Origin of the sequence: Streptomyces sp. NPDC047022 (genome assembly GCF_040644155.1) — a bacterium.
Taxonomy (GTDB): domain Bacteria; phylum Actinomycetota; class Actinomycetes; order Streptomycetales; family Streptomycetaceae; genus Streptomyces.
In genome coordinates, this window is the sequence record NZ_JBEYVV010000003.1 from 1 (window position 1) to 10,963 (window position 10,963).

A 10,963-nucleotide genomic window follows, 5' to 3' on the forward strand; every position below is an offset into this window, starting at 1 on the left:
CCCCACCCCCTCAAACCCGACCCCACCCCCCACCACGGCCGACCGGCCAGCATCCGCCTCACCCTCCCCCCACTCGCCACCATCTGGCTCCGCCCAGCCTGACCAGGGCAGTCGTCCAGGGTGTCCTTCACGCTCCGGGGTACCGCGGGCAGCTCCGGCCGGCGGCCGCATCGGCGCCGCCGGCCGTACGCAGGGGCCCGCTACGGCCGCCGTGTCCGGAAGCGGGCGTTCCAGGACACGGCGGCCCGCCGGGCGCTACGCGGTCTCGGCCAGCCCCCGCGGCAGCGGCCCGGTGTGCAGGACGCCCAGCCTCTGTGTGGCGCGCGTCAGTGCCACGTAGAGGTCGCTCGTGCCGTAGTGGCCGGGCTCGACCACCAGGACCGAGTCGAACTCCAAGCCCTTGGACTGGCGTGGGTCGAGCAGTACGACGGGCCTCGTGAGGTCCGGTTCGGTGCCCGCCGTCACGCCGTCCAGCCGTGCGGCCAGCGACCGGTGCAGTGCCCGCGGCGCGATCACCGCGAGACGGCCCGTGTCCGGCTGCTCACAGGAGAGTTCGCGGACCGCCTCGGCCACGGCCCCGGGCAGGTCGCCGACGCCGCGCACCCAGGGCCGTACGCCCGTGGACCGCACCGAACTCGGCGGCTCGAATCCGGGGTCCGAAGCCCGGACCACGGCCGCCGCCACATCCATGATCTCGGACGGGGTGCGGTAGTTGACGCCGAGGCGGGTGTGCTCCCAGCGGTCCTCCACGTACGGCGCCAGGATCTCGGACCAGGAGCCCACCCCTGCGGCCTCCGCCGTCTGCACCGGGTCCCCGACCAGCGTCATCGAGCGGGTCGGGCTGCGCCGCATCAGCAGCCGCCACGCCATCGGCGACAGCTCCTGCGCCTCGTCCACGATGATGTGCCCGAACGCCCACGTCCGGTCGCCCGCCGCGCGCTCGGCGGCGCTGCGGTGGTCCGCCTCCTCCTGCCGCTCGGCGAACCGTTCCGCGTCGATGATGTCGTGCGCGGACAGCACCTCGGACCCGTCCGGGTCGTCCTCCTCCTTGTCCTCGAACTCGTACGTCCGGGAGGCGTACGACACGTCCAGCACACCCTGGGCGTAGGCGACCTGGGTCTCCCGTTCTAGCTCGGCGCGGGCCCTGGCCGGCCGGTCGTCCTCGCCGAGCAGGTCGGCCGCCTCGTCGAGGAGGGGTACGTCGGCCGTGGTCCAGGCGCGGGTGACCGGGCGGCGGACGGCCGCCGCGTCCTCGTCGGACACGTATCCCCCGGGCTCCGCGAGGAAGTCCGCCACCAGCCCCTGCGGGGTCAGCCGCGGCCACAGCCGGTCGATCGCCGACCAGACCTCGGGGTTCTCGGCCAGTTCGTCGCGGATCTGGGTGATGTCGCCGGCGTCGAGCAGGTTGGTGCCGTCGTAGGGGTCCGTGCCGATGCGTTCGGCGACCATGTCGGTGAGCGTGTTGAGGATATGGCCCTCGAAGTACTCGCGGGCCGCGTTGTGCGGCAGCTCGGCCGCGCGGGTGCGTTCTCGGGCGACGTTCACCAGGCCGTCGTCCAGCATCAGGACCTCACGGTCGTGCGGGACGGCGATCACCGGGTCGGGGAGCGTCTGCCGGTCGCGTACGACGGCGGCGAGGACATCGGCCATGGCGGCGCGGCCCTTCACGGCCGCCGCCTCGGGCGTGTCGGTCGCGGTCGCCTTCACACCGGGGAAGAGCTCTCCGACGGTGGCCAGCAGTACGCCGGTCTCGCCGAGGGAGGGCAGCACCTCACCGATGTAGCCGAGGAACGCCGGGTTCGGGCCGACGATGAGGACAGCGCGGCGGGCGAGCAGTTCCCGGTGCTCGTAGAGGAGGTACGCCGCCCGGTGGAGGGCCACGGCGGTCTTTCCGGTGCCGGGGCCGCCCTCCACCACGAGCACGCCCCGGTGCGGAGCGCGGATGATGCGGTCCTGGTCGGCCTGGATCGTCTGCACGATGTCGCTCATCCGGCCGGTGCGGGCCGAGTTGAGCCCGGCGAGCAGCACGGCGTCCCCGGCCGGGTCCTCGTGGCCGGTGCGCTCGCGATCGCTCAGGTCCAGGATCTCGTCGTGCAGGGCGGTGACCCGCCGTCCCTCGGTGGCGATGTGCCGACGGCGGCGCAGGCCCATCGGGGTGTGCCCGGTGGCCAGGTAGAAGGGGCGGGCGACGTCGGCGCGCCAGTCGATGAGGACCGGCGTACGGTCCGCGTCCTCCCGTCTGAGCCCGATGCGCCCGATGTGGTGGCTCTGCCCGGAGGCCAGGTCGATGCGGCCGAAGCAGAGCGAGCCGTCCACGGCGTTCAGCGCGGCGAGCAGTCCCGAGCGTTCGGCGACGAGGATGTCCCGCTCCAGCCGGGCCTGCATGGGCTTGTCGCCCTGCGCCAGCGCGTCCGTGACGGAGGCCTCGGTCTCACCGCGCAGCGCGTCCACGCGCGCGTACAGCCCGTCGATGAATTCCTGCTCATGCCGCAATTCATCGTCTGGAATTTCGGTGTTTGACAATTCAGCTCCCGCCCGCATATACTGCCTTCAGTGAACTTTACCGCGACCCTTTCATTGCAAAGTCGCGAACCATTGAATATACGCAGAAAAATCCCCCGAGGGCAATTCCCCAGGGGATTTTTTTCGTGCGGGGCACATCAGAGCACGTCGGCGAGTTCCTCCAGCAGCCGCCGCTTGGCCCGCGCTCCCACCATCGCCTTCACCGGCTCACCGTCGCGGAAGACCATGAACGTGGGCATCGAAAGCACCCGGTACGCGTTCGTCGTCTCCGGACTGGTGTCCACATCCAGCTGCACCACCTTGAGCCGGCCCGCCTCCTCGGCGGCGAGGTCACTGAGCACAGGGCCCATCTGCCGGCACGGCGGACACCAGTCGGCGGTGAACTCCACCAGCACGGGCAGTTCCGCCCCGATCACCTCCGCCCCGAAGTCGGCGTCCGTCACCTCGGTCACGCCTGCCGCCCTGATCACTGCCCTCGCCCTCCCAGTTCGCACGCCGGTTCCGGACCGCCCGGAACCGCCGACTCGGCCGCCAGCACGTCGCGCGCCCGCTCCGCCCTCGCCAGCTGCCCGCCGACCCTCGCCCGCACCGCCTGCAACTCGCCGATCAGTGCGTCGAGTTCGTCCAGCTTGCGCCGGTAGACGGCGAGGGACGCCGGGCAGGAGTCACCCTCGGGATGACCGGCCCGCAGACACTCGACGAAGGGCCGGGTCTCCTCCAGGTCGAACCCGGAGTCCTGCAGCGTGCGGATCTGCCGCAGCAGCCGCAGATCCCCCTCGTCATAGGTGCGGTATCCGTTGCCGGTGCGCCGCGCGGGCAGCAGCCCCCGCGACTCGTAGTACCGCAGGGCCCGCGCGGTGGTCCCGGCCCGCGTCGCCAGCTCGCCGATTCGCATGCCCTCGAAGGTAGGCCTTGACGCCCGCGTCAAGGCAAGGGCGCGGGTCAGTCCACGACAACCACGGCTGCCTCCGCGCCGCACGGTCATTCCCCGAGCGGCAGCAGTGGTTTGCGCTCCACGGGGGACGACAGGACGATCGACGTCGTCGTACGGCCGAGGGCGGAGACCTGCTCCAGGACCTCCTCCAGATGGATGGTGTCCCGCACGGCCGCCTTGAGGATCCAGCAGTCCTCGCCGACGACATGGTGGACCTCGGTGATCTCGGCGCGCTCGATCAGCTCCAGGGTGCGCGGGTGTTTCAGGGTGTAGCCGCCGTGCGGGTTGACGCGGATGAACGCCTGGATGCCGTACCCGAGCCGGGCCGCGCGGACATGGGCGCCGTAGCCGGTGATCGCGCCCGCGGACTCCAGCCTGCGCACACGTTCGGCGACGGCGGCGGGGCTCAGCCGCACCCTGCGCCCCAGCTCGCTCAGCTTGATGCGGCCGTCGGACTGCAACTCCTGGAGGATCCGGCGGTCCAGCGTGTCGAAGGACACCGCCGTTTCGTTGGCGGCAGACCGCAGATTCCGTGGTTCTTTCGGTGCCTCGACGCCATCCCCCATGCCTACCCCTTCAGAACGCGCAACAACGCCACGAGAATTATGGCCGTAAAGCCCAAAGGCTGGTCGTCGACGACTGACGACCGATGGCCGATGGCCCGCTGATTCGGGGGAGGAAGCACCATGCGCGACGTATGTGTCATCGGTGGGAACCGCTATTTCGGGAAGCGCTTGATCGACCGGCTGACAGCCGCCGGGGACCGTGTGACCGTCGTCAACCGCGGTTCGTCCCCGCCGCCCGCCGGAACGGTTCATCTGGTCGCCGACCGCGATGACGAGGAGTCCCTGACACGGGCGCTGGGTACGCGGACCTTCGATGTCGTCGTGGACCAGGTCTGCTACACCCCCCGGCAGGCGGCCGTCGCCCGCCGGGTCTTCGCGGGCCGGACCCGGCGCTATGTGATGACCTCGACGGTCGAGGTGTACGAGTACGAGGACGCGCCGGACCTCGTACGGGAGGAGGCCGTCGACCCTCGGACGGTCGCCGTGGACCTCGAACTGCCCTGGGACGACGCGGAGTTCCTGGAGGGCCACTACGGTGAGGGCAAGCGTCAGGCCGAGGCGGTCCTGGCGGCCGGCCCGGCCTTCCCGTACACGGCCGTACGCGTGGCGCATGTGCTCGGCGGGCCCGACGACTTCACCGGGCGTCTGGACCACTACGTGTCCCGGATCCGCACCGGCGCGCCCATCGCCGTACCCGCCGTGAACCACCCGGCGACGTACATCCACGTGGAGGAGATCGCCGACTTCCTGGCGTGGGCGGCGGGCCAGGACTTCACCGGGCCCGTGAACGCGGCGTCCCACGGGGTGCTCGGCACCGGGGAGCTGTGCGAGGCCGTGGCCGCGCATGTCCCGGGAGGGCGCGTCGAGCTGCGGAGCGTGGAGGTGGGCGAGGTCTCGCCGTTCTCCTTCGTCCGCTTCTACGGCATGGACAACTCCCGTGCCACACGGCTCGGTTTCACGTTCGGCCACACGAAGGAATGGCTGCCTCGGGCAGTCGCCGAAACACTCGGGAAGGACAACTGACGTGGACCACCGCACACTTGGCGGCCTGCGGGTCAGCGCCGTCGGGCTCGGTGCGATGCCCCTGTCCGTCGAGGGACGCCCGGACGAGTCACGCGCCGTCGCGACCGTGCACGCGGCGCTCGACGCCGGGGTGACCCTCCTGGACACGGCCGACTCGTACCATCTCCCGGGCGCCCCGCCCGGCCACAACGAGGACCTGCTCGCCCGCGCCGTCGCGACGTACGGAGGGGACACCTCGGACGTCCTGATCGCGACGAAGGGCGGCCGGGGCCGTCCCGCCGACGGCAGCTGGACGGTCACGGGCACACCGCGCCACCTGCGCGCGGCGGCGGAGGCGTCCCTGAAGCGGCTGGGTGTGGAGGCCATCGGCCTGTACCAGCTGCACAAGCCCGATCCGGGTGTGCCGTACGAGGAGTCGCTAGGCGCGCTGCGCGATCTCGCCGACGAGGGGAAGATCCGGCTCGTCGGTGTCTCCAACGCGACGACGGACCAGATCCGCGAGGCCCACGAGATCCTGGGAAGCCGCCTGGTGTCGGTGCAGAACCGCTACTCCCCCGCCGTCCGCGAGAGCGAACCCGAACTGCGGCTGGCCACCGGTCTCGGCCTGGCGTTCCTGCCGTGGAGCCCCCTCGGGGGCCTGTCCCGCAGTTCCCTGGACGGTCCCTCGCAGCGGGAGCCCGTGGCCCTCCCCGTGTTCCACAAGGTGGCGCGGGAGCGGGGAGTGAGCCCTCAGCAGGTGGCTCTGGCCTGGCTGCTGTCGCTGTCGCCGACGGTGATCCCGATCCCGGGAGCGAGCCGCCCGGAGACGATCGCGGACTCGGCACGGGCGGCCGACCTGGAGCTGACGCCCGGGGAACTGCGGCGCCTGAACGCGGCGACGGCCTGAGCCGTGCCGTCGGCCGGAGGCCAGGCGGTCACGCCTGCCCCGGCCGTCGGGAGCTCGCCCGTGCCACGATGGCCGCGCCCTGACCTTCGTCCCCGGCCTACGGCCGGCTGTGCTCCAGGCCCGCCGACTCCTCCACCTCGAGCAGGGACGCGCTGTGCCGCTCCTCGTCGAACGCCTTCCGGCCACCGCGCACCCCGAACAGCCGCTTGGCCACCATGATGTAGAGAACGGCGAGGATGTTGAGGACCAGAGTGGCGATCTTCAGGCCGCTGATGTGCTCGGTGAGTTCGTAGATCTCCAGCGGGAGGAAGGCCGCGGTGGCGACCACCGTCAGATACTCGGCCCAGCGCTTGGCGTACCAGAGCCCGACCGCCTCGATCAGCTCGATCAGCGCGTAGGCGAGCAGCAGGGCGGCGACGAGCAGGAGTGTGGAGTGCTTGTAGCCGAAGGTCTTCTGGATGGTGCCGACCACCGGTGAATGGTCGAGGTCGTAGTGGAAGTGCCTGAAGACGGGCCGCAGTACGTCCAGGTACTCGTTGAACAGCCGCCGCACCGCGTCCTGGCTGTTGCTGAACTTCCATACGGCCACCGCGACCAGCACGATGAACACACCGCGCACGGCGCGTTCGATGGCCAGGAAGCGCAGGATGAACAGATCGCGCAGCACCTTGCCGCGCGGCACGAGCGGTGCGTCGTCCGCCGGTCCCGAGCCGTGCGGTTCGCCGAGCACGAAGTCGCCGCACCGCAGGCACCGCCACACGTCACCGAGGGCGGTCTCGGCGTGCAGACGCACCCGCAGCCGGGCGTCGTCCGGCGCGTACGTCACATGCCCGCGCCGCGCGCAGGTCCGCCGGTTCCAGTCGATCTTCATGCCCCCGTGCCTCCCAATGGACTGCTGAACGTGCCGTGCCCTGCCGCGCCGGTCGAACACCGGCACGGCAGGGCACGTTAGTGCACGCAGTACGAGACGTGGGTACGCGGCGGGTGGTTGCGCCCGCTGGTCAGCGGGTCGCGGCGTCCACGAGTTCGCGTTCCTCCCGCTGCTCCCCGGCTTCCGCGGAACGTTCCTTGCGCGGCAGGAGCACTCCCACCAGGACGGTGCCGACTCCCAGGATCACCGCGCCGACCATGCTGGTGTGGGAGACCGCGTCCGCGAAGGACGAGCCGACCGCGTCCGCCATCTGCCGTGCGCCGTGGGCGAGTTGCCCGGCCTGGGCCTTGAGCTGGGCCGCCTGCTGCGCGTTCGGGGCGTGCGCTGCCCGCGCGGCGAGCTGCTGGGCCTTGCCGGAGATGCCCTGGGCCACCGCGTACCCGGAGCCGACCGAGTCCTGCGCGGTGGCCAGCGCCTGCGCGGGGAGCCCGCTGCCCTTCGCGGCGTCCGTGAGATGCGAGGAGTACGAGCTCGACAGGACCGAGCCGAGGATGGCGATCCCGAGCGAGCCGCCGAGTTCCAGGGAGGTGTCGTTGACCGCGCCGCCGACGCCCAGCTCGGACTCCGGGAACGACCCCATGATCGCGTCGGTGCAGGGCGAGAGCGCGAGGCCGATCGCCAGGCCCAGGATCACCAGGGGCAGTACGAAGTCGCCGTACGACGAGCCGGAGTCGACCCTGGTGAGCAGCGCGAGCGCCGCCGTGCCGCCGACCATGCCCGCGGTGACCGTGATCTTCATACCGATGCGCGGGGTGAGGTACCCGGTCAGCGCCGAGCCCACGAACACGGCCCCGGCCAGCGGCAGCATCCGTACGCCGGTTTCCAGGGCGTCGTATCCGAGGACGAACTGGAGGTGCTGGGTGAGGTAGTAGAAGGCGCCGAAGACCGCCAGGAAGAACAGTGCGACGGCGAGGTTGGAGCCCGCGAACCGGCGGCCTCCGAAGCGGCGGACGTCGAGGACCGGGCGCGGGTGCCGCAGCTCCCGGACGATGAACAGGACGAGCCCGGCGCCCGCGATCACCGCGGCCGTGACCGCCTTGGTGCCCCAGCCGAAGTGCGGACCCTCGATGATCATGTAGACGAGCGAGCCGATCCAGATGACCGACAGCAGTCCGCCGGCGTAGTCGATCCGCTCGTGGTGGGCGGCCCGGGACGGCGGTACGAGTACGAAGGCGGCGACGAGCGCGACGGCCGCGATCGGCACGTTGATCAGGAACGTGGAGGACCAGCCGTGGTTCTTCAGCAGCGCTCCGGCGACCAGCGGTCCGGCCGCGATGGCGAGCCCGGCCGTGGCGGTCCACAGGGTGATCGCCTTGGCGCGCTCGGCGCGCGGGAAGGTCGCGGCGAGGAGCGAGAGCGTGGCGGGCATGATCAGCGCGGCGCCCGTACCCATGATCGCGCGGGCCGCGATGACGGTCGCCGCGCTGTCGGCTAGGGAGCCGAAGACGGCACCGCCGCCGAAGACGAGGAGCCCGAGGGCGAGCGCGCCGCGCCGGCTGTACTTGTCGCCGATCGCGCCGAGCAGCAGCATCAGCGCCGCGTACGGGACGGTATAGCCGTCGATGACCCACTGAAGACCGGCGCTTGACAGGCCGAGGTCCTGGGTCATGTCGGGCGCGGCGACGGTGAGCGCGGTGTTCGCCATCACGATGATCAGCAGGCTCAGACAGAGGACGAGGAGAGCCCACCAGCGCCGTGCGTAGGGGCGGTCCATCCTCTCGACCGGTTCGTTCATGACGAGACGCATGGGTTCGGGCCTTCCTCTTCTCCAGTGCCCACTACTTGCACAACAGCGTGCAATTGCTCAACGATGTGCAATGTACGACGTTGCACAGCCCTGTGCAAATCACTGACGTGGAGGCTCTATGGAGGCGCACAGGAAACGGCGCGGGCCGTGCAGAATGTCAGCCATGACCACGGGTAGCGCCAGCCGCGCCGACGCGAACCGACGCCGCATCCTGGAGGTCGCGCTCGGCGAGCTGCTGCGCGACCCCGACGCGTCCATGGACCAGATCGCAAGGGCCGCGGGCGTCGTCCGGCGCACGGTGTACGGGCACTTCCCGAGCCGCGAGGCGCTGATCAGCATCCTTGTCGACGGCGCGGTGGAGGCGGTCGCCGCGGCGCAGGCCACGGGCATGGAGCACACCTCCGACCCGGCCGAGGCGGTCGCCCGCTCGTCCCTGGCGGTGTGGGAGATCGCCGACCGCTACCGGATTCTCGTCGCGCTCGCCCAGCGCAGCGTCACCGTGCAGGGCATCCGCGAGCGCCTCACTCCGGTCCGCGAGGCGTGCGCGGAGGTGCTGGCCCGGGGCCTGGAGCAGGGCGTGTTCGAGTCGCCGCTGCCGCCACGGGCGCTGGCGTACGTCCATGAGCAGATGCTGTTCGCGCTGATGGAGGCGGTGAACGACGGCCTGCTGGAAGCGCGGGAGGCGGGCCGTTCCGCCGCGGTCGCCCTGCTGACCACGGCGGGCGTACCCGCCTCCCGCGCCACCGAGCTGGTCTCGGGGCTGAGTCATCAGCTCCGGGCCGAATGACCGGCTCGGGGCTCGGTGATCACAACGTACGGCTCTCAGGCCCCGGCCAGTTCCTTCTCGCCGCCCTGCCCGGGGACCTGGCCCGCGACGTCCGTCCGGTTCCCGTCCGGTGTCGTCGTCTCGTCGTAGGGCAGCCGCCCGGCGAGCACCTCCTGGACCCGCTCCTTGTCGATCTCTTTCGTCCAGGTGCCGATCAGCACGGTGGCAACGGCGTTGCCCGCGAAGTTCGTCAGGGCGCGGGCCTCGCTCATGAAGCGGTCGATGCCGACGATCAGGCCGATGCCGTCCACCAGGGCGGGCTTGTGGGACTGGAGACCACCGGCGAGCGTGGCCAGTCCGGCGCCGCTCACCCCGGCCGCGCCCTTCGAGGCGACGAGAAGGAAGAGCAGCAGCGGGATCTGCTCACCGACGGACAGGGGCGTGCCGAGCGCGTCGGCGATGTAGAGCGACGCCATGGTCATGTAGATCATGGTGCCGTCGAGGTTGAAGGAGTAGCCGGTCGGCACGGTGATGCCGACGACGGGCCGGCTGATGCCGAGGTGCTCCAGCTTCGCGATGAGCCGGGGCAGGGCGGACTCGGACGAGGAGGTCGACAGGATCAGCAGGAACTCCCGGCTCAGGTACCTCATCAGCGCCAGGACGCTGACGCCCGCCACCACGCGCAGCAGCACCCCGAGCACGACGAAGACGAACAGGAAGCAGGTCACGTAGAAGCCGAGCATCAGCACGGCGAGGCTCTTGAGCGCGTCCACTCCGGCCGAACCCACCACGGCGGCGATGGCACCGAAGGCACCGACCGGAGCCGCCCACATGACCATGGAGAGGATGCGGAAGACCAGGCGCTGGATGTGCTCGACGCCCCGCAGGACCGGCGCTCCGGCCGCGCCCATCGCCTGGAGCGCGAAGCCCGCGAGCAGGGCCACGAGGAGGGTCTGGAGCACCTGGCCCTCGGTGAAGGCGGAGACGAACGTCTTCGGGATGATGGACAGCACGAAGTCGACCGGCGGCAGCGCGTCGGAGGACACCTGGGCGTGGCCCGCCTGCTTGACCGCGTTCGTGAGATGCAGTCCCGCACCGGGGTGCAGGACGTTCCCGACGACCAGGCCGATCGCGAGCGCGACCAGGGACATCACCAGGAAGTAGCCGAGCGCGATACCGCCGACGGCACCGACCTTCGCGGCCTTGCGCACCGAACCGATGCCCAGCACGATCGTGCAGAAGATGATCGGCGAGATCATCATCTTGATCAGGTTCACGAAGCCCGTGCCCAGGGGCTTGAGCTCGACGGCGGCATCGGGCCAGATCAGGCCCACGGCGATGCCGAGCGCGACCGCGATCAGCACGGCGATGTAGAGATAGTGGGTGCGGTCGCGCCTCGCGGCGGGTACGGGTGCGGCGGGTGCCGTCGTCGTCACGGCTGCCTCCTTGACGTCTTCGTCGGCGTCACCGGCGTGCGGCTCACGTCCGGGAGTTCGGGGTTCGGGCATGTGGGGTGGGGGGTCGGGGCCCGACTATGTCCCGCCCTGTGACGGCGGTCACCCTTCCGTTCATTTAGTTCACGCTTAT

At 70.9% G+C, this 10,963-nt stretch carries 10 protein-coding genes; 3 read left to right on the forward strand and 7 right to left on the reverse strand.

Annotated elements, in window-relative coordinates:
* Positions 1–255: 255 nt before the first annotated feature.
* From ABZ845_RS05080 to ABZ845_RS05095, 4 genes are all read right to left on the reverse strand, one after another.
* Positions 256–2,541: an ATP-dependent DNA helicase gene (locus ABZ845_RS05080; RefSeq protein ID WP_360973092.1), complete on the reverse strand. Its 2,286-nt coding sequence runs from the start codon at positions 2,539–2,541 to the stop codon at positions 256–258.
* A gap of 119 nt (positions 2,542–2,660) precedes the next feature.
* Positions 2,661–2,975 carry a thioredoxin domain-containing protein gene (locus ABZ845_RS05085; RefSeq protein ID WP_360973094.1) on the reverse strand — a complete coding sequence of 105 codons (315 nt, stop codon included), beginning with the start codon at positions 2,973–2,975 and terminating at the stop codon, positions 2,661–2,663.
* Positions 2,976–2,989: 14 nt separating this feature from the next.
* Positions 2,990–3,418: a MerR family transcriptional regulator gene (locus ABZ845_RS05090; RefSeq protein WP_360973096.1), complete on the reverse strand. Its 429-nt coding sequence runs from the start codon at positions 3,416–3,418 to the stop codon at positions 2,990–2,992.
* 86 nt (positions 3,419–3,504) lie between these two features.
* On the reverse strand, positions 3,505–3,957 hold the full coding sequence (locus ABZ845_RS05095; RefSeq protein ID WP_360973098.1) for an Lrp/AsnC family transcriptional regulator: 453 nt from the start codon (positions 3,955–3,957) through the stop codon (positions 3,505–3,507).
* Between the two features lie 186 nt (positions 3,958–4,143).
* Between ABZ845_RS05095 and ABZ845_RS05100 the strand changes: the two genes are divergently transcribed.
* Both ABZ845_RS05100 and ABZ845_RS05105 read left to right on the forward strand, forming a co-directional pair.
* Positions 4,144–5,046 (forward strand): NAD-dependent epimerase/dehydratase family protein, encoded by a 903-nt coding sequence (locus ABZ845_RS05100; protein ID WP_360973100.1) that lies wholly within the window; start codon positions 4,144–4,146, stop codon positions 5,044–5,046.
* Position 5,047: 1 nt separating this feature from the next.
* Positions 5,048–5,932 (forward strand): aldo/keto reductase, encoded by an 885-nt coding sequence (locus ABZ845_RS05105; RefSeq protein WP_360973102.1) that lies wholly within the window; start codon positions 5,048–5,050, stop codon positions 5,930–5,932.
* A gap of 97 nt (positions 5,933–6,029) precedes the next feature.
* Here the strand turns inward: ABZ845_RS05105 and ABZ845_RS05110 are convergent, their stop codons facing one another.
* Both ABZ845_RS05110 and ABZ845_RS05115 read right to left on the reverse strand, forming a co-directional pair.
* Positions 6,030–6,803, reverse strand: a complete 774-nt coding sequence (locus tag ABZ845_RS05110) for a DUF2127 domain-containing protein (RefSeq protein ID WP_360973104.1) — start codon at positions 6,801–6,803, stop codon at positions 6,030–6,032.
* A 130-nt stretch (positions 6,804–6,933) separates the two neighbouring features.
* The gene (locus ABZ845_RS05115; RefSeq protein WP_360973106.1) at positions 6,934–8,610 is read right to left on the reverse strand and encodes an MFS transporter; all 1,677 of its coding nucleotides are present in this window, start codon (positions 8,608–8,610) and stop codon (positions 6,934–6,936) included.
* A 154-nt stretch (positions 8,611–8,764) separates the two neighbouring features.
* On the opposite strand from ABZ845_RS05115, the gene ABZ845_RS05120 reads away from it, so the two are divergent.
* Positions 8,765–9,397: a TetR/AcrR family transcriptional regulator gene (locus tag ABZ845_RS05120; RefSeq protein ID WP_360973108.1), complete on the forward strand. Its 633-nt coding sequence runs from the start codon at positions 8,765–8,767 to the stop codon at positions 9,395–9,397.
* 35 nt (positions 9,398–9,432) lie between these two features.
* On the opposite strand, the gene ABZ845_RS05125 is transcribed toward ABZ845_RS05120, so the two are convergent.
* Positions 9,433–10,812, reverse strand: coding sequence for a cation:dicarboxylase symporter family transporter (locus ABZ845_RS05125; RefSeq protein WP_360973110.1), 1,380 nt, complete (start codon positions 10,810–10,812; stop codon positions 9,433–9,435).
* Positions 10,813–10,963 lie beyond the last annotated feature (151 nt).

Coding starts and splice junctions, on each gene's coding strand:
- ABZ845_RS05080 (WP_360973092.1), bottom strand. CDS start 2,541: ATGCGGGCGGGAGCTGAATTGTCAAACACCGAAATTCCAGACGATGAA.
- ABZ845_RS05090 (WP_360973096.1), bottom strand. CDS start 3,418: ATGCGAATCGGCGAGCTGGCGACGCGGGCCGGGACCACCGCGCGGGCC.
- ABZ845_RS05100 (WP_360973100.1), top strand. CDS start 4,144: ATGCGCGACGTATGTGTCATCGGTGGGAACCGCTATTTCGGGAAGCGC.
- ABZ845_RS05110 (WP_360973104.1), bottom strand. CDS start 6,803: ATGAAGATCGACTGGAACCGGCGGACCTGCGCGCGGCGCGGGCATGTG.
- ABZ845_RS05115 (WP_360973106.1), bottom strand. CDS start 8,610: ATGCGTCTCGTCATGAACGAACCGGTCGAGAGGATGGACCGCCCCTAC.
- ABZ845_RS05120 (WP_360973108.1), top strand. CDS start 8,765: ATGTCAGCCATGACCACGGGTAGCGCCAGCCGCGCCGACGCGAACCGA.